A 24,537-nucleotide genomic window follows, 5' to 3' on the forward strand; every position below is an offset into this window, starting at 1 on the left:
GATGAGCACACTGCGCAGCTTGTCCAACCTGCTGTACCGGCGCCCCAACCTGTACCTGGCACTGCTGTTGATCCCGCCGCTGACTTGGTTCGGCGCGATTTACCTGGGCTCGCTGCTGAACCTGCTGTGGCAGGGCTTCTATACCTTCGACGACTTCACCATGGCGGTGACCCCGGACCTGACCCTGGGCAACTTCGCCGCGCTGTTCAACCCATCGAACTTCGACATCATCCTGCGCACCCTGAGCATGGCGGTGGCGGTGTCGCTGGCCAGCGCGGTGCTGGCCTTCCCCATCGCCTACTACATGGCGCGCTACACCAGCGGCAAGACCAAGGCGTTTTTCTACATCGCGGTGATGATGCCCATGTGGGCCAGCTATATCGTCAAGACCTATGCCTGGACCCTGCTATTGGCCAAGGGCGGCGTGACCCAATGGTTCGTCCAGCAGCTGCACCTGGATGGCCTGCTGCAAGCAGTGCTGGCCGTGCCGGGCGTGGGCGGCAGCACGCTGTCGACTTCGCATCTGGGGCGTTTCCTGGTGTTCGTGTATATCTGGCTGCCGTTCATGATCCTGCCGATCCAGGCCTCGCTGGAGCGCTTGCCACCGTCGCTGCTGCAGGCTTCGGCGGACCTGGGCGCCCGGCCAGGGCAAACCTTCGTGCAGGTGATCCTGCCGCTGTCGATCCCCGGTATCGCCGCCGGCTCGATCTTCACCTTCTCGCTCACCCTGGGCGACTTCATTGTGCCGCAACTGGTTGGCCCGCCCGGCTACTTCATCGGCAGCATGGTCTATGCCCAGCAAGGAGCGATAGGCAACATGCCGATGGCCGCCGCGTTCACCTTGGTGCCCATCGTGCTGATCGCGGTGTACCTGGCCATCGTCAAACGCCTGGGGGCTTTCGATGCACTCTGAAAAAGCGTCTGCGGGGCTGCGCCTGGCGGCCTGGGGCGGGTTGCTGTTCCTGCACTTCCCGATCCTGATCATCTTTCTGTACGCCTTCAACACCGAAGACGCCGCGTTCAGCTTCCCGCCCAAGGGCTTTACCCTGAAGTGGATCGACGTCGCCTTCGCCCGGCCCGATGTCCTTGAGGCAATCAAGCTTTCGCTGCAGGTGGCTTGCCTGGCCACATTGATCGCACTGGTGCTCGGTACGCTGGCCTCGGCGGCGCTGTACCGGCGCAGTTTTTTCGGCAAGGAGAGCATTTCGCTGGTGCTGATCCTGCCCATCGCCCTGCCAGGCATCATCACCGGTCTCGCCCTGCTCTCGGCGTTCAAGACGTTAGGGATAGAGCCCGGGGTGTTCACCATCGTAGTCGGCCACGCCACGTTCTGCGTGGTGATCGTCTACAACAACGTGATCGCCCGCCTGCGGCGTACCTCGCAAAGCATGATCGAAGCCTCGATGGACCTCGGCGCCGACGGTTGGCAGACCTTCCGCTACATCGTCCTGCCCAACCTCGGCTCGGCACTACTGGCGGGCGGCATGCTGGCCTTTGCCTTGTCGTTCGATGAAATCATCGTCACCACGTTCACCGCCGGCCACGAGCGCACCCTGCCGATCTGGCTGCTCAACCAGCTCAGCCGCCCGCGCGACGTACCCGTGACCAACGTTGTCGCCATGCTGGTGATGCTGGTGACCATGCTGCCGATTCTTGGCGCCTATTACCTGACCCGTGGCGGCGATAGCGTCGCGGGCGGTGGCAAATGACCCTGGAGGAGCCCCCGATGCAAACGCAGATGCTGATCAATGGCCAACTGGTCGCTGGCCAAGGCCCGGCCTGGACCGTGCTCAACCCGGCGCTGGGCACTGCCCTGGCGCAGATCAACGAAGCCACTGAGGCACAGGTGGACAGCGCCGTACGCGCTGCCGACCAGGCCTTCGACAGCTGGTCGCAAACCAGCCCTAAAGAACGTTCGCAAGCATTGCTGGCGCTGGCCGACGCCATCGAAGCCCATGGCGATGAACTGGCCCGGCTGGAATCGCAAAATTGCGGCAAGCCCCTGAGCGCTGCACTGAACGATGAGATCCCGGCGATTGCCGACGTGTTCCGCTACTTTGCCGGTGCGGCGCGCTGCCTGGGCGGCTCGGCGGCAGGCGAGTACCTACCGGGCCACACCTCGATGATTCGCCGCGACCCGTTGGGCGTGGTGGCTTCCATCGCGCCGTGGAACTACCCGCTGATGATGCTGGCCTGGAAGATCGCCCCGGCCCTGGCCGCCGGCAACACGGTGGTGATAAAGCCGTCCGAACTGACGCCGCTGACGGCCCTGCGCCTGGGCGAGCTGGCCCAGGACCTGCTCCCGCCGGGCGTGCTGAACATTCTCTTCGGCCGCGGCCAGACGGTCGGCAACCCGTTGATTACCCACCCCAAGGTGCGCATGGTATCGCTGACCGGCTCGATCCCCACCGGCGCGCACATCATCAGCGCCACCGCCGACAGCGTGAAACGCATGCACATGGAGTTGGGCGGCAAGGCGCCGGTGCTGGTGTTCGATGACGCTGACATCGATGCCGCCATCGACGGCATCCGAACCTTCGGCTTTTACAACGCCGGCCAGGACTGCACCGCAGCCTGCCGCCTGTATGTGCAGGACGGGATCTACGAGCGCTTCGTCGAGCGCCTGGGTAAAGCCGTAGCCAGCCTCAAACCGGGCCTGCAGGAGTCTGAAGAAACCGAACTGGGGCCGCTGATCAGTGCCCAGCACCGCGACAAGGTCGCCGGTTTGGTGCAGCGGGCCATCGCCCAGCCGCACATTCGTCTGGTAACCGGTGGCAAGGCAATAGAGGGCGATGGCTATTTCTTCGAGCCTACCGTGCTGGCCGATGCCCTGCAGGACGACGAGATCGTGCGCAACGAAGTGTTTGGCCCGGTGGTTTCGGTCACCCGCTTCACCGATGAAGCGCAGGCGCTGGAATGGGCCAACGACTCCGATTATGGACTGGCCTCATCCGTATGGACCCGTGACACCGGCCGCGCCCACCGCCTGGCGGCGCGCTTGCAGTACGGCTGCACCTGGGTGAACACCCACTTCATGCTAGTCAGCGAAATGCCCCATGGCGGGCAGAAGCATTCAGGGTATGGCAAGGACATGTCGATGTATGGGCTGGAGGACTACACCTGTGTGCGGCATGTGATGATCAAGCACTAAGTGCTCGCGTTGACCGAGGGTCTTGAATGCCCCTCGGTCAACGCCTCAGAATTTTCCTTCAACCGTGATCTACTCCCTCCTACTGCACATCCATTGAGCCCTCATGCTTGGTATCATAATCTGATACCATGAATAATCATCAGAAAGCCACACTTGAAGCATTACTTGAAAGGCCGGTGCCCAGAACACTGGAGTGGGCGCGAGTGGAGTCTCTATTGGTATCGCTGGGTGCCAGGGTCATAGAAGGAAGAGGATCGCGGGTTCGCTTTGAACTCAATGGAGCAGTGGCAACCTTCCACCGCCCTCATCCGGACAGGCACGCCAAGCCCTATCAACTCAGAGACGCCCGCCAGTTCCTTGAGCAGGCAGGAGTATTACCATGAATGTAATGACTTACCGCGGCTACGCCGCTCGTATCGAATACAGCGACGAAGACCAGTTGCTGATCGGCCATGTCGCCGGTGTTCGCGACGTGATTGGTTTTCATGGCGAATCGATCAGTGAGTTGCGCCAGGCATTTGAAGAAGCCGTTGACGATTATCTTGAGACTTGCCAACGCCTCGGGCGGGAACCGCAGAAAACGTACTCCGGCAAGCTCAGCCTACGCCTTGAGCCTACCCTTCACGCCAGTGTGGCGGCCCAGGCAGAGCTGGCCGAAAAGAGCATCAATCAATGGGTGAGCGATATTCTCAGCAAGGCTACCTATAGCTGAACCCAGCTACCAACGCCGGCGTTGCAGGAGCGGCCTTGTATCGCGATGGGCTGCGCGGCAGCCCCGGCAACTGTTGCCGGGACACAGGGCCGCTCCTGCAAGGGCCGCGCAAGGCTTGGGTCAGTCGCGCAAATCGGACTCGTGAATCGGGTTGGCGCGGCTGGTCGCGCGCTGGTATTGCGCCGGCCAAGTGGCCTTGTTGCCGCCCAGGTCGTCGTCGGCATGCAGTGGCCAGTACGGATCGCGCAAAAGTTCGCGGGCGAGGAAGATGATATCGGCCTGGCCGGTGCGCAGGATGTGCTCGGCCTGGGCCGGTTCGGTGATCATGCCCACGGTGCCGGTGGCAATTTCCGATTCCTTGCGCACGCGCTCGGCAAAGCGGGTCTGGTAGCCGGGGCCGGTAGGGATCTCGGCGTTGACCGAGGTGCCGCCTGAAGAGACATCCATCAGATCCACGCCCAACTCCCGCAGGCGGCGTGCCAGTTCGACGGTTTCATCCGGGTTCCAGCCATCCTCTACCCAATCGGTAGCCGATACACGCACGAACAGCGGCAATTCGGCAGGCAAGGCCTTGCGCACGGCCTCGACCACCTGCAGGGTCAGGCGAATACGGTTTTCAAAGCTACCGCCATATTCGTCACGGCGCTGGTTGCTTAGCGGTGACAGGAACTGGTGCAGCAGATAGCCATGGGCAGCATGGAGTTCCACCACCTTGAATCCAGCCTTCAAGGCGCGCTCTGTCGAGGCGACGAAGGCGGCGATCACCTCCTGGATCTCGTCCTGACTCAACTCGCGTGGAGGTGTGTGCTGCGGATCGAAGGCGATCTTCGACGGCCCCACCGGTTGCCAGCCGCCCTCCTCCAGCTTGACGCTGCCCTGTTTGCCAAGCCATGGGCGGTAGGTACTGGCTTTGCGCCCGGCGTGGGCCAGCTGGATGCCAGGCACGCCCCCCTGTGCACTGATGAAGCGGGTGATGCGCTGCAACGGCGCGATCTGGGCGTCGTCCCACAGGCCCAGGTCTTCGGCGGTAATACGGCCACCGGCGGTCACTGCCACGGCTTCAGTGATTACCAGGCCGGCGCCACCGACGGCGCGGCTACCTAAATGGACGAGATGCCAGTCGTTGGCCAAGCCATCGACGGCGGAATACTGGCACATTGGTGACACGGCGATGCGGTTGGGCAAGGTTAGCTGACGCAGGGTGTAAGGCTCGAGCAGCAGGCTCATGAGGGCACCTCCCAAGGACTCCAATGGTGATCCGGCCTGGACACTCAATTACACGTCCCTGGCCCAAGTCCGGTCATAACCTCAGACTAGACCAGAATGGGTGGGGAGGAGGTTCCATGGGATTTTGGGTGGGGTGCGTTTTTTTGTCTTGAGAGTATGTCGCCTTTGCTGGTTGCTGGCATTCAGCGTCCGGGCGTGGAATCCGATCAATTACCGAGTAACTGTCGTCATGGCCGTTGTGCGCGGAAGGTCACAAACCTACCGGTTTAACTCGTAGCCTGGATTCCACACCGCGTACAGCTGCCACCCTTCGTGTGGAATCGGAGAAGCAGTCAATCAGTAAGCCTACGAGTGATTGATATGAAAATGACAGCCCCTGATCCCCCCCTCATTTCGATTAGAACTTTCATTCATTGTCACTCGAAATGATTCAGGAGAAGGATCAATGAGCACAGTCGACACCCAATTCACCGTCGGCAAAACCACTTTCTTCCAAGGTGAAAACCAGACCCACCCACTGTTTCGCATCGAAGCAGGCATTCCGTGCCGGGACGCCCGTGATCAGGCATCCGAATTGATGGGTTATGTGCGCGAGCTGGCCATCCTCGGCCTGATGGATGAGAAACCCATGATGATCTGGGCTGCCCACTACCTCAGTGCGATGACCAAGGCGTTGATGGATGATGCCGAGTTAGGCTCTGTATGAAATCCCTTGATACTCAGTAACGCTGCGTTGAAAACAGCCTCGGAATGCTCATTTACGGCCCATAAACTGCGCTTCTTCGGCTGTTTTCGCCTTGCCTGACTTTCGTCTCAAGGCATTTCATACAACCCCTAGGTATGTCGCGTTGAGGTTGGCGCCACTGCTACTCGGCTAAGGGCAGTAATTACTCCATACATGAATGGGTCACTTCCCCCATGTACACCTTCTTGCCCCGACACACCGGGGCAACGGAAGATTTCCCACAGCCAATTACCTCAAGAGCCACATCAGCTTCGGAAAATCTTCTCAATCAGTAACCCCCATATCTTATCGAACCCACTACACCAAGCGACTAATGTCTCCTAGCGCCAACCACCACTATCTGGCTAACAGCCTTTAAGGCATTGTACAAAACTTGAGGCATAGCCAATGCAAAGACAATTCGCTCCAAGTGACATTAGCATTCTAGACAATGCCATTACACTGGATGAACAAGCCAAACAAGAAGATTAGAGTTATTCCAAGTGAACACCTGGGGGCAACCAGTTATTTATGGCGGTGTGAATCCCCCCATTCAGCCGCCGCCATCTACTAGTGACGGCGCTACGATCACCGTTGGAATTGACAGCATTAATGGACAACCGCCCGCAGGTCCTCGTCCATCAATCACCACCGTCATAGGTGGCGGCCAGGACAAGTACGCTTGTTGCTCTGCCCCACAGCAAGACAAATATCGTTAGAAGGCTTCATTCCTAGGAGGGATTTGCTGATGTTAACTTGGCGTGCCTGGATCGAAATCATGCAGGCTTTGGAACCCCATAAGCGAATGACATCCATGTTACTTATCGGCTTCATTTTCTTATGTTTTATTCCGATCTACCTAACGAACTGGAACAGCAGCACACAACCAGTAACAGCTCCCTGGGTACGCGTTCCAGCCACTCTTACATCAAAACCTGAACTTTGGGAGCATGACAAGTCGATCTACAGTTTTGGCATTGCTTACACCGAACCAAGCGGCCATCTGATCAAAACATGGGTTTATGCAGAAAAAGCCCGCTTCGACGCCGCCAACCTTAGCAAGGCAACGCCCCTGTTTGCAGATATCGAAGATGCTTTAGCCGGCTCAATCGTCAGACAATTATCGACCAGCGATGAGATTCTGTACGATCAAACAATCAAGAAGTATGTGAGAGAGACTTACAACCGGGAAGCAGTCGAGGGGATGGTGTTCTTCTCACTGCTGAGCCTGGCTTCGTTCGTCGCAGCAGGCGTCATGCACTGGCAGAACCGGAAGCGCAAAAGGCAATCCGAGATCCGCCACTAACAGTTGCATGTGTGGGAGCGGGCATGATTTGAGGTCAATGCGGGCGAGGGGGCTGGCTTGCCGGCGATGGGCTGCAAAGCAGCCCCCATTTACAGTCAGCGCGGCTCCATATGCGCAATCATCAACTGCACACTCTCATTACCGCGAAACTCGTTCACATCCAGCTTGTACGCCAACTCCACCCAGCGCACCGTCGGGTTTGGCCACACTTCGCGGTCAATGCCGAAGGCAATGCCATCCAGCCGCACCGAGCCACATTCGCTCTTGAGCACCACTTTCAGGTGCCGTTCGCCAACCACACGCTGCTCCACCAACTGGAACACGCCATGGAACAGCGGCTCCGGGAAGTGCTGGCCCCAAGGCCCGGCGTGGCGCAGGGCCTTGGCCAGGTCGAGGTGGAATTCCTCGACCGCCAGGCTACCGTCGGATAACAGCCGGCCGGTCAGGTCTTCTTCGCGCAGTTGACGCCGCACCTCTTCATCGAACGCCTCGGCAAATGCCGGGAAATTGGCCTCGGGCAACGATAACCCTGCCGCCATGGCGTGGCCGCCGAACTTGCTGATCAACTGCGGGTGGCGCGCGGCCACGGCATCCAGCGCATCGCGAATATGGAACCCCGGCACCGAGCGCGCCGAACCTTTGAGCATGCCGTCGCCAGCATCAGCGAACGCAATGGTCGGCCGGTGGTAACGCTCCTTCAAGCGCGAAGCCAGAATACCGATCACGCCCTGGTGCCAGTCGGCATCGAACAGGCACAACCCATACGGCATCGACTCGACCGGCAGGTCCTTGAGTTGGGCCAGGGCTTCGCGCTGCATGCCCTGCTCGATGGACTTGCGGTCCTGGTTCAGGTCATCCAACTGCTGGGCCATGTCCTGGGCCAGCGCCGCGTCCTCGCACAGCAGGCATTCGATGCCCAGGCTCATGTCGTCCAGGCGCCCGGCGGCATTCAACCGTGGGCCGAGGATGAAACCAAGGTCAGTCGAAGTGATGCGCCGGTGATCGCGCCGCGCCACCTCAAGGATGGCCTTGAGGCCGGGCCGGGCGCGGCCGGCGCGGATGCGCTCGAGGCCTTGGTGCACCAGGATGCGGTTGTTGGCATCCAGCGGCACCACGTCAGCAACACTGCCCAGCGCCACCAGATCGAGCAGCTCGCCAATGTTCGGCTGTGGCTGCGCCTCGTAGCGCCCAAGGCTGCGCAAGCGAGCGCGCAGGGCCATCAACACATAGAAGATCACCCCTACCCCGGCCAGCGACTTGCTCGGAAAGCTGCAGCCCGGCTGGTTGGGGTTGATGATGGCATCGGCGTCGGGCAACTGCTCGCCCGGCAGGTGGTGGTCGGTGACCAGCACCTTGAGCCCGGCGGCCTTGGCCGCCGCCACCCCGTCGACACTGGAAATGCCGTTGTCCACGGTAATCAGCAACTGCGGCTGGCGCTGCAGCGCCACCTCGACGATTTCCGGGGTCAGGCCGTAGCCGTACTCGAAGCGGTTGGGCACCAGGTAATCAACATGGGCCGCACCCAGCAGGCGCAGGCCCAGCACCCCGACGGTGCTGGCAGTGGCACCGTCGGCATCGAAGTCGCCGACGATGAGGATGCGCTGGCGCTGGTCGATGGCTTCGACCAGCAGGTCCACACCGGCCTCGATCCCCTTGAGCTGCTGGTACGGCAGCAGGCGTGCCAGGCTTTTGTCCAGCTCGGCCTCGCTCTGCACGCCACGCGCGGCGTAAAGGCGGGTCAGCAAGGGTGGCAGGTTACCCAGAAATGGCAGGGTAGGCGGCAGCGGGCGAGGTTCGATACGCATGGGTTGCTTCAACCACGCTCACCGAGCAGCCACTGCAGTTGGACTTCATGCTGGCCACGGTCGTCAGTCACGAATACCGTACCTTCACTGATCATCACGTCCCACTTGATGCTACGCGGCATGTCGGTCGCCAGGGTTTCCAGCACCTCTTGCGGCACAGCGGCAATGCTCAGGTTTTTCAGGTTCTTTACCGCGCTTACCACTTTACCCTCCCACACTCGCAGGCTGCCGTAAGCCAGCAAGCTGGTGCGTTCGGTACGACGCGAGCACCAGGTGAGGCGATCGGCATCGGGCTGGCCAACTTCAATCCAGTGCAGCACGCGGTCGTCCAGGCTCTTTTCCCACAGCGCCGGCTCATCGACATCCGACAGGCCGCGGCCAAACGACAAGTTCTCGTTGTACCAGAGCGCGTACGCCAACAGACGAACTGCCATGCGCTCTTCGGTTTCCGAAGGGTGCCGAGCGATAGTCTGTTTGACGCTTTCGTAGACGTTGCGATCAAGGTCGGTGAGATTCAATTCGAACTTGTAGGTGGTGGACGGCTGGGCCATGGTCAACGGGCTTCGTGCAAAAGAAAGTGGCACAGTCTACCCCATCCGCACCTTCCATGCCCCGCAGCAGTACCCGGCGAAACCGACGTGTGATAAAACCACGGCTCTGCCCAACAGCCACGGATACCCCATGTCGACGCCCAGCAAACCCCTCGCCGGCCTTAAAGTTGTCGAACTCGGTACCCTTATCGCCGGGCCGTTCGCCTCGCGCATCTGTGCCGAATTCGGTGCCGAAGTGGTCAAGGTCGAATCGCCCGACGGCGGCGACCCGCTGCGCAAGTGGCGCAAGCTGTACGAGGGCACCTCGCTGTGGTGGTTCGTGCAGGCCCGCAACAAGCAGTCGCTCACCCTCAACCTCAAGCACCCCGAGGGCCGCGATATCCTCAAGCGCCTGCTGGCCGAGGCCGACATCCTGATCGAAAACTTCCGCCCGGGGGTGCTGGAGAAACTTGGCCTGGGGTGGGATGTACTGCATGCGCTGAACCCGCGCCTGGTGATGGTGCGCCTGTCGGGCTTTGGCCAGACCGGGCCGATGAAAGACCAGCCAGGCTTCGGTGCCGTAGGCGAGTCGATGGGCGGCCTGCGTTACATCACCGGTTTCGATGACCGCCCGCCGGTGCGCACGGGGATTTCCATCGGTGACTCGATTGCCGCCCTGTGGGGGGTGATCGGCGCGCTGATGGCGCTGCGCCACCGGGAGGTCAATGGCGGCCAGGGCCAAGTGGTGGACGTGGCCCTGTACGAAGCGATCTTTGCCATGATGGAGAGCATGGTCCCGGAGTTCGATGTGTTCGGTTTTATCCGCGAACGCACCGGCAACATCATGCCAGGCATCACGCCCTCCTCCATCCACACAAGCGCCGACGGCAAGCATGTGCAGATCGGCGCCAACGGTGATGCGATCTTCAAGCGCTTCATGCAGGCCATCGGTCGTGACGACCTGGCCAATGACCCCACCTTGGCCAGCAACGACGGCCGCGACCTGCGTCGTGACGAGTTGTACGGGGTAATCGACCGCTGGGCCAACAGCCTGCCACTGGAGCAACTGATGCAGGTGCTGACCACCGCCGAAGTGCCGGCCAGCCGTATCTATTCGGCCGAAGACATGTTCAACGACCCCCAGTACCTGGCGCGCGAGATGTTCCTGCAGGCCAAGCTGCCGGATGGCAAGCCATTCCACATGCCCGGCATCGTGCCCAAGCTGTCGGAGACTCCCGGCTCTAGCGAATGGGTCGGCCCGGCCTTGGGCGAGCATACCGAGGCGCTGCTCGGCAGCCTGGGCTACGACGCAGCGGCCATCGCCAGCCTGCGTGCAGCGGGCACGGTCTGACCCTGGCGCTTCCGTCTCCATGTACGCAATCCGCTGCCTACGCCTTCTGGTCCTGCTCTGCGGGCTTTTGCCCGCGTTGCTGATGCAGCCAGCGAGCGCCAAGGAGCACCTCTTCTGGCTGGTGCGTGACCTGCCACCGTTCACCATCTTTGATGGCCCGGAAGAAGGCCGGGGGGTGATCGACCAGTTGTTACCGCTGCTGATCAGGCAGATGCCCGAGTACGAACACAGCATCGTGCGGGTCAACCGCGCCCGCGGCCTGCAGATGCTGCAAGACCGTGACACCTTTACCTGCGACCCAACCGTGCTGTGGACCCCGAAACGGGCCGAGTATGTGCATTTTTCCGTTCCATCGCTGGGCGCGCTCAGCGGTGGCCTGGTGTTGCGCAAGGAAAACCAGGCGCTGGTGGCACCCTACCTCGACGGCCAGCAGGTGGACCTGCGTGGCCTGCTGAGCAAGACCCCGCTGAAGCTGGGGGTTGTCGCCGAGCGCAGCTACGGTACGCAGATTGACAGCATCCTGCGCCAGTTGCCCGACAGCGCGCTCAGCCGGCACTACGGCAACGAGGCCACCGCCAACCTGCTGCAGATGCAGCAGCTGGGGCGCCTGCGCCTGGTGCTCGGCTACTGGCCTGAAGTGCGCTACCTGATACAACAACAAGGCGGATCACTGGATGACTATCAGTTTCATACTGTGCAGGGCGTGAAGCGCTACCAGTTTCTGCACGTGGGGTGTACAGACAGCGAACTGGGGCGTGCGGCAGTTGCCCACATCGATCAGTTGCTGCCTGCCCTGCGCCGGGATGTGTTGCCTGGGTTGTATGCCCGCTGGCTGGACCAGGCATTGCGGGAAGACTACCTGCAAGAAAGCCGCCGTTTCTTTGAGGCCAGATAAACCCAACCGGCATGCACCGTGGTTGCAGGAGCAGCCTTGGGGATAGGTGCCTGCCCGGAAAAAGAAACCCCGGGCGCTGGGGAAGACGCCCGGGGCCAAGCGAAAGCCCTTGAGGACTTCCCGTGACAGCCTTGCCAGCGCTGGAGCAAAGCACTGGCTGGCTGCCCCTACACTGTCTGATAAGCCACTCAGGCAAAGGTTCCCTGCGGTTGCTGACGATGCTGCAATGCCGCGATCACACAAGGCTGCAACCGCCCCTCAGCTATCTGCAGGTCTCGGTGCAAGCCGTCCACGAGGTCGATCAGCAGGCGTTGCTCTTGCAATTGGCGCTCGCTGACCGTGCGCCGCAAGGTAATACCTGAGAGGGGATCGTGAACGGTCAGTTGACGATTACCGCCGGGATCGGCGATGCCAAGGTGGGTCTGATAGGGCGTCAGGGCTTCGTTGAGCAGGCTGCAGATTCTTTCCATCCGGATCACTCGCTGCGTGGTGGGACCTAAAGTGACTGACCAGCAGGCGCCGCAGAAAGTTCGTCAAACCGCGCCCGCTTCAATGAGCATGCGGGGCTGGCATGACAGTTTGAATACGCCGACCAGGGCGTACCTGCAGTGTCTGCAAGGCATGCTGCAGGCGTGGCATAGACAGCGGCCAGGGCAACTCGTCGAGCACCCACATGCCGCGCTTTCTGGCCTCTTGGGCAAGGTTTTGACGCGTTGGGGCAGGCTGCCCGACGAACAGCAATGCGCGCGCGCGCTGCGGCTGGGCGAACAGGGCAAGGCCGGCCCGGGCTGGCATGGCGTGGTCGAGGATCAGCAGGTCGGGGCGACGCTCAGCACAGAGGCAGGCGTCGAGGTCAGCGATGCTCTCGCTGATGCGCACGTTGAAGACGCCTTGGCCGTTAAGGGCCTGGTGCAAGAGGATCTGATGGGATGGGCGAGCCTGGTGGATCAACACATAGGGCTGGTGCATGAGCCGCTCCTGGAGGGAGGACCGGCTAATTTATGCTTGAAGCTCTGCGGACCGAATAGGATGTTTCTGATAGACCGGAGGGAAAAGTCTGAGACTTTGGGGCTGCTCTGTGCAGCCCCAAACGCCATGCAATTACAGCGGCTTGCCGCGGTTGCCGTGCTGGCTGACAAAGCCCTGTACAGCCTTCAGGTCATTGGCCAGTACCGTGCAACGCTCTTCACGGCTGAACAGGTCGCTGAGGTGCACGGGTAGCTCCAGCGCCTTGCCCACACCGGCCTTCTCCACCGCTTCCGGAAACTTGACCGGGTGCGCGGTACCCAGCACCACCATTGGCGTGTCCAGGCTGCGGCGGCACTCGCGGGCAGCCTTGACGCCGATTGCGGTATGCGGGTCGAGCACTTCACCGGTGGCGGCGAACACTTCTGCGATGGTTTCGCAGGTTTGCTCGTCACTGACAGCCAGCGAGTCGAACAGTTTGCGGGCTTCGGTCCAGCGGTCTTGCTCGACGCTGAAGCCGCCACCTTGCTTGAAGTTGGCCATCAGCTCGGCAATCGCACCACCGTTGCGGCCATGCAGGTCGAACAGCAGGCGCTCGAAGTTGGACGAGACCATGATGTCCATCGACGGCGACAGGGTGGCGTGCAGGGTTTCCTTGACGTACTGGTTGCCGCTCATGAAGCGGTGCAGGATGTCGTTGCGGTTGGTGGCGACGATCAATTGGCTGACCGGCAGGCCCATGTTGCGCGCCAGGTAGCCGGCGAAGATGTCGCCGAAGTTGCCGGTCGGTACCGAGAACGCCACCGAGCGCGCCGGGCCACCCAACTGCAGGGCTGCATGGAAGTAGTAGACGATCTGGGCCATGATCCGCGCCCAGTTGATCGAGTTGACGGCTACCAGGCGGGTGCCCTTGAGGAACGACTGGTCGGCGAAACTGGCCTTGACCATTTCCTGGCAATCGTCGAAGTTGCCTTCGATGGCGATGTTGTGGATGTTGTCGCCAAAGATGGTAGTCATCTGGCGGCGCTGCACTTCCGACACTCGCTGGTGCGGGTGCAGGATGAAGATGTCGACGTTGTCGCAACGGCGGCAGCCTTCGATCGCGGCGGAACCGGTATCACCGCTGGTGGCACCGATGATGACCACGCGCTCGTTGCGCTTGGCCAGCACATGGTCAAGCAGGCGACCGAGCAACTGCAGGGCAAAGTCCTTGAACGCCAGGGTCGGCCCGTGGAACAGCTCCAGCACCCACTCGTTGCTGTTCAACTGACGCAACGGGGCGACCGCAGCGTGGGCGAACTCGCCGTAGGTTTCTTCGAGGATCTTCTTGAAGTCGGCGTCGGCGATGCTGCCTTCGACGAACGGGCGCATCACGCGGAAGGCCAGCTCGTGATAGGGCAAGCCGGCCCACGAGGCGATTTCTTCCTGGGTGAAGCGTGGCAGGTTTTCCGGCACGTAGAGGCCGCCGTCGCTGGCCAGGCCAGCCAGCAGCACGTCTTCGAAATTGAGGGCCGGTGCCTGGCCGCGGGTACTGATATAGCGCATGGGTGCAAACCTTCGATGCTGGGGCCGGGGCCGCGCAGGCGGCCCGTCGGCAAATACTTGTTAGTTGAGCTGTTCGACGCGAATGCGCACAACCTTGCCGACCACGTCCTGCAGGGCTTCCAGAGCGACGATGGCATCATTGATACGCTGCTCGACCACGCCATGGGTCACCAGGATCATTGGCACCAGGCCATCCTGTTCCTCGGCTTCCTTCTGCATGATCGACTCGATGTTGATACCGCGCTCCGAGAGGATGCTGGCGACCTGGGCCAGTACGCCCGGGTGATCCTTGGCCTGGATGCGCAGGTAGTAGGCGCTTTCGCAGGCTTCGATCGGCAGGATCGGGTGGGCCGACAGCGAGTCTGGCTGGAAGGCCAGGTGCGGCACACGGTTTTCCGGGTCGGAGGTCATGGCACGGACCACGTCGACCAAGTCGCCGACCACTGACGAAGCGGTAGGCTCCATACCCGCGCCGGCACCGTAGTACAGGGTGGAGCCTGCAGCATCACCGTTGACCATGACAGCGTTCATCACGCCGTTGACGTTGGCGATCAGGCGGTCGGCCGGGATCAGCGTCGGGTGCACGCGCAGCTCGATACCTTCGGCGGTGCGACGCGCCACGCCCAGGTGCTTGATGCGGTAGCCCAGGGCCTCGGCGTAGTTCACGTCTGCCGTTGTCAGCTGGGTGATACCTTCGGTGTAGGCCTTGTCGAACTGCAGCGGGATACCGAACGCGATGGACGCCAGGATCGTCAGCTTGTGCGCAGCGTCGATGCCTTCCACGTCAAAGGTCGGGTCGGCTTCTGCGTAGCCCAGCGCCTGAGCTTCGGCCAGCACGTCCGGGAAGGCACGGCCCTTCTCACGCATTTCGGTGAGGATGAAGTTGCCGGTGCCGTTGATGATGCCAGCCAGCCAGTTGATGCGGTTGGCCGACAGGCCTTCGCGAATGGCCTTGATCACCGGGATGCCACCGGCTACGGCCGCCTCGAACGCGACAATCACACCCTTCTCGCGGGCTTTGGCGAAGATTTCGTTGCCATGCACGGCAATCAGCGCCTTGTTGGCGGTGACCACGTGCTTGCCGTTTTCGATGGCCTTCAGCACCAGGTCGCGGGCGATGGTATAGCCACCGATCAGCTCGATGACAATGTCGATCTCCGGGTTGCTTACAACTTCGAACACGTCAGCGGTAATGGGGGTACCGGTAATCTGGCAGTTCGGGTTCTGCGAGCGCATGGCGATCTGTGCCACTTCAATACCGCGCCCGGCACGGCGGGCAATCTCCTCGGCGTTGCGCTGAAGTACATTGAAGGTTCCGCCACCGACGGTCCCCAACCCACAGATGCCTACTTTGACCGGTTTCACTGTGAACTCCCCATTGAACGGCCGACACGTTTGCCGACCGTGAAACTTGCCGTCACCCCATGACGACGGCGTACTGAACTGAATTACTTGGCAAGTGCCAGCTTGGCGACCTGCGGTGCCGGCTGGTAGCCAGGAATGACCTGGCCGCTTTCAAGAACAATGGCCGGCGTGCCATTGACCCCGATCGACTGACCCAGCTGGAACTGCTTGCTGACCGGGTTGGTGCACTTGGCGGCCTTGATTTCTTTACCTTCGACCATTTTGTCCATCGCCCCACGGCGGTCACTGGAGCACCACACCGCCTGCAACTGCTGGTCACCCGACGAACCGAGGCCCTGGCGCGGGAAGGCGACATAGCGCACTTCGATACCGCGACGGTTCAACTCGGGCACTTCGGCGTGCAGCTTGTGGCAGTACGGGCAGGTGGTGTCGGTGAACACGGTGATGTGCGACTTGGTCTCGCCCTTGGCAGGATAAACCACCATCTCGGCGGCTGGAATGCCGTTGATAAGTTTGGCGATACCTTGGCGTTCGGCTTTTTCGGTGAGGTTGACCGGCTTGCCGTCCTGGATCTGGAACAGGTAGCCCTGCATCACGAACTGACCGTCGGCGCTGGCGTACAGCACGCGCCCGCCCTGCAGCTTGACTTCATACAGGCCATTGAGTGGGCTGCTGGCCACGCTTTCCACGGGCACTTCCAGTTCGAGGTTCTGCAACGATTTACGGATGGCCTGCTCCGCACCGGCGTTGCTATCGGTTGCCGCGGCAACGGCAAAGGTACTGGCCAACGCCAACGCGGCGGCGGCGAAAAACTGGGTCACGCGCATGGGAACTCCTGAAGGCGGACAGGGGCCGGAGGGCGCCACCTGCGGAAAATACGCGGTGACCGTGCGGCCCGTGGTGCAAACCGCTCAAGCCTACCACATCACGCTGCCAGTGAAGGGGCTCGCAAGGACCGGTCGGCGGAACATGAATAACATTCATCCACGCGGATGGTGCTGGGCGTGCAACTGCTGCAGCCGGGCCTTGGCGACGTGGGTATAGATCTGCGTGGTCGACAGGTCACTGTGCCCCAGCAGCATCTGCACCACACGCAAGTCGGCACCATGGTTGAGCAGGTGGGTGGCGAAGGCATGCCGCAGGGTGTGCGGCGACAGCGGCTTGTCGATGCCGGCAACCCGTGCGTGGTGCTTGATACGGTGCCAGAAGGTCTGGCGGGTCATCTGCTCGCCGCGCTGGCTGGGGAACAGCACATCGCTGGGACGGCCATTGAGCAGTTCGGCGCGCCCATCGCGCTGGTAGCGCTCCAGCCACACTACCGCCTCTTCCCCCATAGGCACCAGGCGTTCCTTGCTGCCCTTGCCCATCACCCGCAGCACACCCTGGCGCAGGTTGACCTGGTCGAGGGTCAGGCTGACCAGTTCGGTGACCCGAAGGCCGCAAGCGTAGAGCACTTCGAGCATGGCACGGTCGCGCTGGCCAATGGCTTCGCCCAGGTCCGGAGCCTGCAGCAAGGCTTCGACGTCGGCTTCAGACAGCGACTTGGGTAGCGGCTTGCCCAATTGCGGCATGTCGACCTGCAGGGTCGGGTCGATCGCCACCAGCTTTTCCCGCAGCAGGTAACGGAAGAAACCGCGCAAACCAGACAGGAAACGCGCCGTGGAACGTGGCTTGTAACCTTGATCCAGGCGCCAGGCCAGGTGATCGAGGATCAGGTCGCGGCCGGCGTCTGGCAGCGATACCGAACGCTCCTGCAACCAGCCATTGAACAGGGCCAGGTCGCTACGGTAGGACACGCGGGTGTTGTCGGACAGGCCTTTTTCCAGCCATAAGGCGTCAAGGAACTGGTCGATCAAGGGGTGGTCGAGGGCGGGCATGAAATCTCGGTGGCAAACGACGAAATGGCGCTTAGTCTTTCATAACAACGCCGGCATAGGGAGCCCGCATGAACGAACAGCAGATCCTTCTGAGCGTGGGCGGCATCGGCGCCGCAGCGCTCGCCTGCCAGTGGCTGGCCTGGCGCCTGAAGCTGCCGGCGATTCTGTTTCTGTTGTTGGCCGGGATCCTTGCCGGCCCAGCGCTGGGATGGCTCGACCCCGAGGCGCTGTTCGGCCCATTGCTGATGCCGCTGGTGTCGCTGGCGGTGGCGCTGATTCTGTTCGAAGGCAGCCTGACCCTGCACCTGTCCCAGTGGCGCGAGATCGGCAGCGTGGTGCATCGCTTGGTCACAGTGGGCGCACTGGTCACCTGGCTGGTGATTGCACTGGCAACCCACTGGCTGCTCGGGTTCGACTGGCCGCTGGCGATTCTCTTCGGCACCCTGACCCTGGTGACCGGCCCAACGGTGATCGTGCCCATGCTGCGCGTGGTGCGGCCAAAGGCAGCGATCGCGAACATCCTGCGCTGGGAAGGGATCATGATCGACCCGATCGGCGCGCTGCTCGCCGTGGTGGTATACAGCTTCATCATCGCCAGCGCCGAGGGTAACGGCCTGAGCCAGAGCCTTATCACCTTCGCCGGTGTGCTCTTCTGCGGTACCGCCCTGGGCGCGGCTGGGGGCTGGCTGCTGGGGCAAATCATGCGCGAACAGTGGCTACCGGAATACCTGCACAACCTCGCGTCACTGGCGGCGGTACTGGGTATTTTCATCGCCGCCAACCAGATCATGCACGAGTCCGGGCTGCTGGCAGTGACCGTGATGGGGATGTGGCTGGCCAACATGCGCGGGGTTGATGTGCGACAGATCCTGCACTTCAAGGAAAACCTCAGTGTGCTGCTGATTTCCGGCCTGTTCATCCTGCTGGCTGCACGCCTTGACCTGCATGCCCTGCTAGGCCTTGGCCCTGCCGTCCTGGCACTGTTGCTGGTGATCCAACTGCTGGCACGCCCGCTCAGCGTCTGGCTGGCCACATTGGGCTCGACACTCAACTGGCGGGAGCGCGCGCTGCTGGCCTGGATTGCGCCACGCGGCATCGTTGCCGCAGCCGTTTCAGCCATTTTTGCCATCCGTCTGCACCAGGCCGGCCACCAGGATGCCTTGCTGCTGGTACCGTTGACCTTCGCGGTAATCATCGGCACGGTAGTACTGCAAAGCGCCACAGCCAGGCCGCTGGCACGCTTGCTCAAGGTTGCCGAACCGGCTCCCAGCGGGTTTCTCATCGTCGGTGCCAACGAGCCGGCCCGGGCCATCGCCAAAACCCTCCAGCAATTGGGCTGCCGGGTTTTGCTGACGGACTCCAGCTGGGAAAACATCCGCGCCGCGCGTATGGACGGGCTCACGACCTATTTTGGCAACCCAGCCTCGCAGCATGCCGACGCCCATCTGGACCTGGTCGGCCTCGGGCACTTGCTGGGCCTCTCTCCTGCCGGCGAAATCAATGCCTTGGCCTGCGCCAGGTTCCGTCATGATTTCGGGCACAGCCGGCTGTTCGTGCTTGCCAGTGGCCTGGAAAAACAACGTAGCGACAAGCATCGGGCGGCCGAAGAGCACCGCGGGCATCTATTGGGGGCCAAGCCGATGACCTATCTGCAACTGGCCAACCGCATGCATCAGGGCGCCGAGCTGTACAGTACCAACCTGACCGAAGGCTTTGGCTGGGACGCCTACCAGGCGCTGCATGGCGAGCGTGCACACTTGCTGTTCGCGCGCGATGACCATGGCTGGGTCCATGTAGCCAGCCCTGACAACCCGTTGCAGCCGCAACCGGGATGGACCTTGGTGGCATTGATCGAGCGAGCACCGGAGCCGTGATACTCAGGCGCCTGGCAGCACGGGCACCGGGCGCTTGTCCTCGTCGATGGCGACGAAGCTGAACACCCCATGGATCGCCCGGTCACGGCCATCCAGGTACATGTTCTCTACAAACACATCCACCTGCACCTGCAAGCTGGTATTGCCGACCTTGATCACCGTACCCACCAGCTCGACGATCGAGCCCGCCGGAATCGGGTGCTTGAAATCGATGCGGTCGGTAGACACGGTCACCAGCGGCAGGCGACAAAAGCGCGTGGCAGCGATGAACGACACTTCGTCCATCCAGGCCAGGGCGGTGCCGCCGAACAGGGTGTTGTGGTGGTTGGTGGTATTGGGGAACACCGCCTTGGTCACGCGGGTCACCGACAGTTCGGTGCGGCGCTGGATTTCCTGGTCTCGGGTCGTCATGGCAATCACATTTTCGGGGTTTCAAAACGCAAAAAAGCAGCCCGAAGGCTGCTTCTTTCTCGCTAGGCGGCCTCGGCCACCGGGCAAACTGCACTCAGGACAGTTTTTCCTTGATGCGAGCGGCTTTGCCGGACAGGTCGCGCAGGTAGTACAGCTTGGCTTTACGCACGTCACCACGACGTTTCACGGCCAGGCTGTCGATTTGCGGGCTGTAGGTCTGGAAGGTACGCTCTACGCCAACGCCGCTGGAGATCTTGCGCACGGTGAAGGCGCTGTTCAGACCGCGGTTACGCTTGGCGATAACGACGCCTTCGAACGCCTGCAGACGGGAACGCTCACCTTCCTTCACTTTAACCTGAACGACAACGGTGTCGCCTGGTGCGAAGGTCGGGATTTCCTTGCTCATCTGCTCGGCTTCGAGCTGCTGGATGATCTTGTTGGTCATGCTGTGCTCCTAAGATGGATACGCGATCCACCATCGATACGTTTAACTATCGTCCCGCTCGCGGAGATATTCCTCGAGCAGCTTCTTCTCTTCTCCAGAAAGCGAGCGACTTTCCAGAAGATCGGCGCGTCGTTCGAAGGTCCTACCAAGGGACTGCTTCATCCTCCAACGCCGGATATGTGCATGGTTGCCACTTAGCAACACGTCGGGAACACGCTGATCCGCATACACCTCAGGCCGGGTGTAGTGCGGGCAATCGAGCAGACCGTCGGTGAAGGAATCTTCTTCCGCCGAGTCCACATGCCCTAAAGCTCCGGGCAGCAGCCGCGTAACCGCATCGATCAGTACCATGGCCGGCAGCTCGCCACCGGAAAGCACATAGTCGCCAATCGACCACTCCTCATCGACATGAGCCTCGATAAAGCGCTCGTCGATGCCTTCATAACGACCGGCGATCAGGATCAACGATTCCTGTTCGGCCAGGCCTTTGACCGCCTGCTGAGTCAGCTTGCGGCCTTGTGGCGAAAGGTAGATCACCTTCGCCGCTGCTCCGGTCGCCTGCCTGGCGCTAACCAGGGCGTCTTCCAGAGGCTTGATTTTCATCACCATGCCCGGACCACCGCCAAACGGCCGATCATCTACCGTGTGGTGACGATCTGTGGTGTAGTCCCGCGGGTTCCAGCAAGTCACCTGAAGCAACCCCTGTTTCACCGCGCGGCTGGTAATGCCGTACTCCGTGATGGCCGAGAACATCTCGGGGAACAACGTGATGACGTCTACGCGAAGGTTACCCATCGTTTAGAAGTCCGCGTCCCATTCGACCCGCATCACGCCTGCTTCGAGGTCGATTGCCAGCACACATTGCTCCGTATAGGGCAACAGACGCTCGCGATCATCCAGGCTGCCTGCGCAGGGCTTGACCACCATTACATCGTTCGCACCGGTCTCCAACAGGTGATCGACCTTGCCGAACAGTTGTTCGTCCTGGTTGATGACCTTCAGACCTACCAACTGGTACCAGTAGTACTCGTCGGCAGCCAGGTTGGGCAAAAGGCTCCGCGGGATGCAGATTTCGTAACCGCTCAGAAGACGGGCTTCATCGCGATCCTCGAGACCTTTCAGTTTCACGACCAGGCCCTTTTGGGAGCCACGACCGCTGACCAGCTCGACCTGCTTTACCTTGCCTTCGTGCCGAAGCGTCCAGCGCGGATAATCCAACAGGTTTTCAATCGGATCGGTAAAGGAATACACCTTCACCTCGCCGCGAACGCCGTGAACCGAAAAAATCTTGCCAACGACGATGAGGTCGTCAGCCTTTTCTGGCGTCGCGTTCATACTATTCAGGCAGCGGCCTTGGCAGCTTCCTTCAGCAGCTGAGCAACACGCTCAGACGGCTGTGCACCCTGGCTCAGCCAGTAGGTGACGCGCTCTTGGTTGACCGACAGCTTGACTTCGGCGCCAGCAGCGATCGGGTTGAAGAAACCTACGCGCTCAACGAAACGGCCGTCACGGGCGTTACGCGAGTTGGTCACGGTCAGGTGGTAGAATGGGCGCTTTTTCGAGCCGCCACGGGCCAGACGAATGGTTACCATGTGAACATCGTTCCTATAGTCGGTGCTGCAGTTGATACAGCAGCTGGTACTGCAAATCTGAATGCCAAATAGGCACACGGGTGCCCAAAAGGCCGCATATTCTCGGGGAATACACGGACATTTGCAAATGACTTTTTCGGCAAGGCCTCGCCCTGCCGTCCAGATTTGCCGGTTGCGCCGCGAAATTCGCGGCCGTTGCCCGCTACAGCGGGGATTCTGGGCGCTTGCCAGACAAAAGGCAGGCACCCGGATCAGGGGTTACAGCTTTGGCATGCCGCCACCTGGCAGCATCCCACCGAGGCCGCGCATCATCTTGGCCATGCCGCCTTTGGCAGAAAACTTCTTCATCATCTTCTGCATCTGCTTGTGCTGCTTGATCAGCCGCCCGATGTCCTGCACCTGGGTACCGGAACCCAATGCAATACGGCGCTTGCGCGAACCGCTGATCAGGTCAGGGTCACGGCGCTCGGCCGGGGTCATGGAGTTGATGATCGCTTCCATCTGCTTGAACTGCTTTTCGGCCGCGCCTTGGGCGTTGCCCATTTGTGAGAGGTTGACCCCACCGATGCTCGGCAGCTTGTCCATCAGGCCGCCGAGGCCGCCCATGTTCTTCATTTGCTGCAACTGGTCGCGGAAGTCTTCGAGGTCGAAGCCCTTGCCCTTCTTCAGCTTCTTGGCCAGCTTGTCGGCCTTGGCCTTGTCGATGGTCTGCTCGGCCTGCTCGATCAGGCTGAGCACGTCGCCCATGCCGAGGATGCGCGAAGCGACGCGGTCGGGGTGGAACGGCTCGAGTGCCTCGGTCTTCTCACCCATACCGATGAACTTGATCGGCTTGCCGGTGATTGCACGGACCGACAGCGCGGCACCGCCACGGGCGTCACCGTCGACCTTGGTCAGCACCACACCGGTCAGCGGCAGCGCCTCGCCAAACGCCTTGGCGGTGTTGGCGGCGTCCTGACCGGTCATGGCGTCGACCACGAACAGCGTCTCGACCGGTTTGACGGCCGCGTGCAGCGCCTTGATCTCGTCCATCATGTCGGCGTCGATGTGCAGACGGCCGGCGGTGTCGACGATGACCACGTCGATGAACTTCAGCTTGGCTTCACGGATGGCGGCTTCGGCGATGGCCACCGGCTTCTGGCTGATATCGGACGGGAAGAAGGTGACGCCAATATCGTTGGCCAGTGTTTCCAACTGCTTGATCGCCGCAGGGCGATAGACGTCGGCAGATACCACCATCACACTCTTTTTCTTGCGCTCTTTAAGGAAGCGCGCAAGCTTGCCGGCGGTGGTGGTCTTACCGGCGCCCTGCAGGCCCGCCATCAGTACGACAGCAGGCGGGGCGGCGTTCAGTGCGAGGTCTTCGTTGGCCGCGCCCATCAGGCTTTCCAGCTCGGCCTGGACGATCTTCACGAAGGCCTGGCCCGGGGTCAGGCTGCGCGACACCTCGGTACCGACCGCACGATCCTTGACGCTGTTGACGAAATCCTTGACTACCGGCAGGGCGACGTCGGCCTCGAGCAGGGCCATGCGCACTTCGCGCAGCGTGTCCTTGATGTTGTCTTCGGTCAGCTTGGCCTTGCCGGTGACATGGCGCAGCGTCTGTGACAGGCGGTCGGTCAGGTTTTCGAACATGGTGATCCTTTCAGGCCCAGTAAAGCCGAGGTTTGTCAGGTGCCAGGGGGGAACTACCCACCCGCCGGGCACAGCAAGGCGGCGATTATAGCGAAGTGCAGCGGCGACGCACACCTTGGTAGATATTCGGTGGCTGTGCTGGCCTCTTCGCGGGCGCGCCCGCTCCCACAGGATCCTCACTGCTTGCAGGCCTGCGCCATACCTGCAGAAGCGGGCGTGCCCGCGAATGCCCTGACACAAGCCTTCAGTCTTCCTTGATCAGCGGAATCTATGCCAAACTCCGTCTCTTTAAGGCTCGCCAACCAGGACTTATGGTCTCCTCTCCCAGCCTCATCCCCAACCTGATCGCTGCCGGCCTATATATAGCGGCGGCCATCTACCAGGGCTCATACCTGTCCCAGGGCCGCAAGGCCGACAAGCGCCTGCTTGGCCTGCTGGGTGTCATCGCGGTCCTGGCCCAGGCCGGCGCACTGTTCTTCCAGCTGATCACCCCGCTGGGCCTGAGCCTGGACTTCTTCAGCGCCGCCAGCCTGATCGCCGTGGCCGTCATCTCCCTGACCCTGCTGGCCTGCCTGCGCATACCCGTGGAAAACCTGTTGGTGCTACTGTTCCCGCTGGGTGCGGTGACCGCGCTGCTGGCCCAGTTCGCACCACCCGGCACGGTACCGCTGATCAACGAAGAACCCGGCATCCTTGCGCACATCCTGTTGTCGATCCTGGCCTACGGGCTGTTCACCATCGCGGTGTTCCAGTCGCTGCTGTTGCTGCTGCAGGACCGCCAATTGAAGAACAAGCACCCGTCCGGGCTGATCCGTAACTTCCCGCCACTGCAAACCATGGAAAGCCTGCTGTTCGGCTTCCTCTGGGCCGGCTGGTGCCTGCTGTCGCTGTCGCTGATCTCCGGCTGGCTGTTCCTCGACAACCTGTTCGCCCAGCACCTGGTGCACAAGACCTTGCTGGCCTGTGTCGCCTGGGTGGTGTTCAGCGTGCTGCTGTGGGGCCGCACACGCCTGGGTTGGCGAGGCCACATGGCCATCCGCTGGACACTGGCCGGTTTCTGCCTGCTGATGCTGGCCTATTTCGGCAGCAAGCTGGTTCGCGAATTCATCTTGCATATCTGACGGCC

The 24,537-nt window shown here is 61.5% G+C and carries 26 protein-coding genes; 11 read left to right on the top strand and 15 right to left on the bottom strand.

The window, feature by feature from the left end; genetic code table 11:
- Position 1 precedes the first annotated feature (1 nt).
- From ACF8GF_RS23705 to ACF8GF_RS23725, 5 genes are all read left to right on the top strand, one after another.
- The gene (locus ACF8GF_RS23705) at positions 2 to 913 is read left to right on the top strand and encodes an ABC transporter permease (protein WP_021784211.1); all 912 of its coding nucleotides are present in this window, start codon (positions 2 to 4) and stop codon (positions 911 to 913) included.
- Positions 903 to 1,709, top strand: coding sequence for an ABC transporter permease (locus ACF8GF_RS23710; protein WP_176682718.1), 807 nt, complete (start codon positions 903 to 905; stop codon positions 1,707 to 1,709). Before ACF8GF_RS23705 ends, ACF8GF_RS23710 begins: the two co-directional genes overlap by 11 nt.
- A gap of 17 nt (positions 1,710 to 1,726) precedes the next feature.
- A complete protein-coding gene (locus ACF8GF_RS23715; RefSeq protein WP_392488382.1) occupies positions 1,727 to 3,151 on the top strand; it encodes a gamma-aminobutyraldehyde dehydrogenase in 1,425 nt (474 codons plus the stop codon).
- 128 nt (positions 3,152 to 3,279) lie between these two features.
- A complete protein-coding gene (locus ACF8GF_RS23720) occupies positions 3,280 to 3,534 on the top strand; it encodes a type II toxin-antitoxin system HicA family toxin (protein ID WP_209963865.1) in 255 nt (84 codons plus the stop codon).
- Entirely contained in the window at positions 3,531 to 3,863 is a 333-nt protein-coding gene (locus ACF8GF_RS23725; protein ID WP_176682715.1) for a type II toxin-antitoxin system HicB family antitoxin, read from the top strand. Before ACF8GF_RS23720 ends, ACF8GF_RS23725 begins: the two co-directional genes overlap by 4 nt.
- Before the next feature lie 120 nt (positions 3,864 to 3,983).
- Here ACF8GF_RS23725 and ACF8GF_RS23730 read toward each other — a convergent pair whose 3' ends face one another.
- Entirely contained in the window at positions 3,984 to 5,090 is a 1,107-nt protein-coding gene (locus tag ACF8GF_RS23730) for an NADH:flavin oxidoreductase/NADH oxidase (protein ID WP_392460527.1), read from the bottom strand.
- A gap of 445 nt (positions 5,091 to 5,535) precedes the next feature.
- On the opposite strand from ACF8GF_RS23730, the gene ACF8GF_RS23735 reads away from it, so the two are divergent.
- Together ACF8GF_RS23735 and ACF8GF_RS23740 are read left to right on the top strand one after the other, a co-directional pair.
- Positions 5,536 to 5,796, top strand: coding sequence for a DUF3077 domain-containing protein (locus ACF8GF_RS23735; protein WP_176682713.1), 261 nt, complete (start codon positions 5,536 to 5,538; stop codon positions 5,794 to 5,796).
- A gap of 766 nt (positions 5,797 to 6,562) precedes the next feature.
- Positions 6,563 to 7,120: a hypothetical protein gene (locus ACF8GF_RS23740; protein ID WP_392488383.1), complete on the top strand. Its 558-nt coding sequence runs from the start codon at positions 6,563 to 6,565 to the stop codon at positions 7,118 to 7,120.
- 95 nt (positions 7,121 to 7,215) lie between these two features.
- On the opposite strand, the gene recJ is transcribed toward ACF8GF_RS23740, so the two are convergent.
- On the bottom strand, positions 7,216 to 8,925 hold the full coding sequence (gene recJ, locus ACF8GF_RS23745; protein WP_020192999.1) for a single-stranded-DNA-specific exonuclease RecJ: 1,710 nt from the start codon (positions 8,923 to 8,925) through the stop codon (positions 7,216 to 7,218).
- Positions 8,926 to 8,933: 8 nt separating this feature from the next.
- Complete coding sequence (locus tag ACF8GF_RS23750; protein WP_003252169.1) at positions 8,934 to 9,476, bottom strand: YaeQ family protein; 543 nt, start codon at positions 9,474 to 9,476, stop codon at positions 8,934 to 8,936.
- A 130-nt stretch (positions 9,477 to 9,606) separates the two neighbouring features.
- Between ACF8GF_RS23750 and ACF8GF_RS23755 the strand changes: the two genes are divergently transcribed.
- Together ACF8GF_RS23755 and ACF8GF_RS23760 are read left to right on the top strand one after the other, a co-directional pair.
- Positions 9,607 to 10,806 carry a CaiB/BaiF CoA-transferase family protein gene (locus tag ACF8GF_RS23755; RefSeq protein ID WP_010952569.1) on the top strand — a complete coding sequence of 400 codons (1,200 nt, stop codon included), beginning with the start codon at positions 9,607 to 9,609 and terminating at the stop codon, positions 10,804 to 10,806.
- A gap of 19 nt (positions 10,807 to 10,825) precedes the next feature.
- Positions 10,826 to 11,701, top strand: a complete 876-nt coding sequence (locus tag ACF8GF_RS23760) for a TIGR02285 family protein (protein WP_392460530.1) — start codon at positions 10,826 to 10,828, stop codon at positions 11,699 to 11,701.
- Between the two features lie 188 nt (positions 11,702 to 11,889).
- Here the strand turns inward: ACF8GF_RS23760 and ACF8GF_RS23765 are convergent, their stop codons facing one another.
- From ACF8GF_RS23765 to xerD, 6 genes are all read right to left on the bottom strand, one after another.
- Positions 11,890 to 12,171: a DUF3509 domain-containing protein gene (locus tag ACF8GF_RS23765; RefSeq protein ID WP_176682709.1), complete on the bottom strand. Its 282-nt coding sequence runs from the start codon at positions 12,169 to 12,171 to the stop codon at positions 11,890 to 11,892.
- 79 nt (positions 12,172 to 12,250) lie between these two features.
- Complete coding sequence (locus tag ACF8GF_RS23770) at positions 12,251 to 12,670, bottom strand: response regulator (RefSeq protein WP_121162130.1); 420 nt, start codon at positions 12,668 to 12,670, stop codon at positions 12,251 to 12,253.
- Positions 12,671 to 12,802: 132 nt separating this feature from the next.
- Complete coding sequence (gene thrC / locus ACF8GF_RS23775; protein WP_176682708.1) at positions 12,803 to 14,212, bottom strand: threonine synthase; 1,410 nt, start codon at positions 14,210 to 14,212, stop codon at positions 12,803 to 12,805.
- Between the two features lie 60 nt (positions 14,213 to 14,272).
- Positions 14,273 to 15,577, bottom strand: coding sequence for a homoserine dehydrogenase (locus ACF8GF_RS23780; RefSeq protein WP_392488384.1), 1,305 nt, complete (start codon positions 15,575 to 15,577; stop codon positions 14,273 to 14,275).
- An 83-nt stretch (positions 15,578 to 15,660) separates the two neighbouring features.
- The gene (locus ACF8GF_RS23785) at positions 15,661 to 16,404 is read right to left on the bottom strand and encodes a thioredoxin fold domain-containing protein (RefSeq protein ID WP_104962463.1); all 744 of its coding nucleotides are present in this window, start codon (positions 16,402 to 16,404) and stop codon (positions 15,661 to 15,663) included.
- Between the two features lie 153 nt (positions 16,405 to 16,557).
- Positions 16,558 to 17,454 (bottom strand): site-specific tyrosine recombinase XerD, encoded by an 897-nt coding sequence (xerD, locus tag ACF8GF_RS23790; protein ID WP_176682707.1) that lies wholly within the window; start codon positions 17,452 to 17,454, stop codon positions 16,558 to 16,560.
- A 68-nt stretch (positions 17,455 to 17,522) separates the two neighbouring features.
- Here xerD and ACF8GF_RS23795 point away from each other — a divergent pair, with 68 nt between their 5' ends.
- Positions 17,523 to 19,328: a sodium:proton antiporter gene (locus tag ACF8GF_RS23795; RefSeq protein WP_176682706.1), complete on the top strand. Its 1,806-nt coding sequence runs from the start codon at positions 17,523 to 17,525 to the stop codon at positions 19,326 to 19,328.
- A gap of 3 nt (positions 19,329 to 19,331) precedes the next feature.
- On the opposite strand, the gene ACF8GF_RS23800 is transcribed toward ACF8GF_RS23795, so the two are convergent.
- The 6 genes from ACF8GF_RS23800 to ffh all read right to left on the bottom strand — a co-directional run bounded on the left by ACF8GF_RS23800 (position 19,332) and on the right by ffh (position 23,411).
- Complete coding sequence (locus ACF8GF_RS23800; RefSeq protein WP_014592194.1) at positions 19,332 to 19,739, bottom strand: acyl-CoA thioesterase; 408 nt, start codon at positions 19,737 to 19,739, stop codon at positions 19,332 to 19,334.
- 94 nt (positions 19,740 to 19,833) lie between these two features.
- Positions 19,834 to 20,184, bottom strand: a complete 351-nt coding sequence (gene rplS / locus ACF8GF_RS23805) for a 50S ribosomal protein L19 (protein ID WP_003252148.1) — start codon at positions 20,182 to 20,184, stop codon at positions 19,834 to 19,836.
- 42 nt (positions 20,185 to 20,226) lie between these two features.
- Positions 20,227 to 20,979: a tRNA (guanosine(37)-N1)-methyltransferase TrmD gene (gene trmD, locus ACF8GF_RS23810; RefSeq protein ID WP_003252146.1), complete on the bottom strand. Its 753-nt coding sequence runs from the start codon at positions 20,977 to 20,979 to the stop codon at positions 20,227 to 20,229.
- 3 nt (positions 20,980 to 20,982) lie between these two features.
- Entirely contained in the window at positions 20,983 to 21,519 is a 537-nt protein-coding gene (rimM, locus tag ACF8GF_RS23815; RefSeq protein WP_084850792.1) for a ribosome maturation factor RimM, read from the bottom strand.
- A gap of 5 nt (positions 21,520 to 21,524) precedes the next feature.
- The gene (gene rpsP, locus ACF8GF_RS23820; RefSeq protein ID WP_003252142.1) at positions 21,525 to 21,776 is read right to left on the bottom strand and encodes a 30S ribosomal protein S16; all 252 of its coding nucleotides are present in this window, start codon (positions 21,774 to 21,776) and stop codon (positions 21,525 to 21,527) included.
- Positions 21,777 to 22,034: 258 nt separating this feature from the next.
- Positions 22,035 to 23,411 (bottom strand): signal recognition particle protein, encoded by a 1,377-nt coding sequence (gene ffh / locus ACF8GF_RS23825; RefSeq protein WP_176682704.1) that lies wholly within the window; start codon positions 23,409 to 23,411, stop codon positions 22,035 to 22,037.
- Positions 23,412 to 23,722: 311 nt separating this feature from the next.
- Between ffh and ACF8GF_RS23830 the strand changes: the two genes are divergently transcribed.
- Positions 23,723 to 24,532: an inner membrane protein YpjD gene (locus tag ACF8GF_RS23830; RefSeq protein ID WP_176682703.1), complete on the top strand. Its 810-nt coding sequence runs from the start codon at positions 23,723 to 23,725 to the stop codon at positions 24,530 to 24,532.
- Positions 24,533 to 24,537: the final 5 nt, after the last annotated feature.

It is taken from the genome of Pseudomonas sp. yb_5 (assembly GCF_043103865.1).
Lineage (GTDB): Bacteria > Pseudomonadota > Gammaproteobacteria > Pseudomonadales > Pseudomonadaceae > Aquipseudomonas > Aquipseudomonas putida_Y.

Bases quoted from the DNA above. Each gene is read 5' to 3' on its own strand.
- ACF8GF_RS23705 (WP_021784211.1), top strand. From the start codon at position 2: ATGAGCACACTGCGCAGCTTGTCCAACCTGCTGTACCGGCGCCCCAAC.
- ACF8GF_RS23710 (WP_176682718.1), top strand. From the start codon at position 903: ATGCACTCTGAAAAAGCGTCTGCGGGGCTGCGCCTGGCGGCCTGGGGC.
- ACF8GF_RS23715 (WP_392488382.1), top strand. From the start codon at position 1,727: ATGCAAACGCAGATGCTGATCAATGGCCAACTGGTCGCTGGCCAAGGC.
- ACF8GF_RS23720 (WP_209963865.1), top strand. From the start codon at position 3,280: ATGAATAATCATCAGAAAGCCACACTTGAAGCATTACTTGAAAGGCCG.
- ACF8GF_RS23725 (WP_176682715.1), top strand. From the start codon at position 3,531: ATGAATGTAATGACTTACCGCGGCTACGCCGCTCGTATCGAATACAGC.
- ACF8GF_RS23730 (WP_392460527.1), bottom strand. From the start codon at position 5,090: ATGAGCCTGCTGCTCGAGCCTTACACCCTGCGTCAGCTAACCTTGCCC.
- ACF8GF_RS23735 (WP_176682713.1), top strand. From the start codon at position 5,536: ATGAGCACAGTCGACACCCAATTCACCGTCGGCAAAACCACTTTCTTC.
- ACF8GF_RS23740 (WP_392488383.1), top strand. From the start codon at position 6,563: ATGTTAACTTGGCGTGCCTGGATCGAAATCATGCAGGCTTTGGAACCC.
- recJ (WP_020192999.1), bottom strand. From the start codon at position 8,925: ATGCGTATCGAACCTCGCCCGCTGCCGCCTACCCTGCCATTTCTGGGT.
- ACF8GF_RS23750 (WP_003252169.1), bottom strand. From the start codon at position 9,476: ATGGCCCAGCCGTCCACCACCTACAAGTTCGAATTGAATCTCACCGAC.
- ACF8GF_RS23755 (WP_010952569.1), top strand. From the start codon at position 9,607: ATGTCGACGCCCAGCAAACCCCTCGCCGGCCTTAAAGTTGTCGAACTC.
- ACF8GF_RS23760 (WP_392460530.1), top strand. From the start codon at position 10,826: ATGTACGCAATCCGCTGCCTACGCCTTCTGGTCCTGCTCTGCGGGCTT.
- ACF8GF_RS23765 (WP_176682709.1), bottom strand. From the start codon at position 12,171: ATGGAAAGAATCTGCAGCCTGCTCAACGAAGCCCTGACGCCCTATCAG.
- ACF8GF_RS23770 (WP_121162130.1), bottom strand. From the start codon at position 12,670: ATGCACCAGCCCTATGTGTTGATCCACCAGGCTCGCCCATCCCATCAG.
- thrC (WP_176682708.1), bottom strand. From the start codon at position 14,212: ATGCGCTATATCAGTACCCGCGGCCAGGCACCGGCCCTCAATTTCGAA.
- ACF8GF_RS23785 (WP_104962463.1), bottom strand. From the start codon at position 16,404: ATGCGCGTGACCCAGTTTTTCGCCGCCGCCGCGTTGGCGTTGGCCAGT.
- xerD (WP_176682707.1), bottom strand. From the start codon at position 17,454: ATGCCCGCCCTCGACCACCCCTTGATCGACCAGTTCCTTGACGCCTTA.
- ACF8GF_RS23795 (WP_176682706.1), top strand. From the start codon at position 17,523: ATGAACGAACAGCAGATCCTTCTGAGCGTGGGCGGCATCGGCGCCGCA.
- ACF8GF_RS23800 (WP_014592194.1), bottom strand. From the start codon at position 19,739: ATGACGACCCGAGACCAGGAAATCCAGCGCCGCACCGAACTGTCGGTG.
- rplS (WP_003252148.1), bottom strand. From the start codon at position 20,184: ATGACCAACAAGATCATCCAGCAGCTCGAAGCCGAGCAGATGAGCAAG.
- trmD (WP_003252146.1), bottom strand. From the start codon at position 20,979: ATGGGTAACCTTCGCGTAGACGTCATCACGTTGTTCCCCGAGATGTTC.
- rimM (WP_084850792.1), bottom strand. From the start codon at position 21,519: ATGAACGCGACGCCAGAAAAGGCTGACGACCTCATCGTCGTTGGCAAG.
- rpsP (WP_003252142.1), bottom strand. From the start codon at position 21,776: ATGGTAACCATTCGTCTGGCCCGTGGCGGCTCGAAAAAGCGCCCATTC.
- ffh (WP_176682704.1), bottom strand. From the start codon at position 23,411: ATGTTCGAAAACCTGACCGACCGCCTGTCACAGACGCTGCGCCATGTC.
- ACF8GF_RS23830 (WP_176682703.1), top strand. From the start codon at position 23,723: ATGGTCTCCTCTCCCAGCCTCATCCCCAACCTGATCGCTGCCGGCCTA.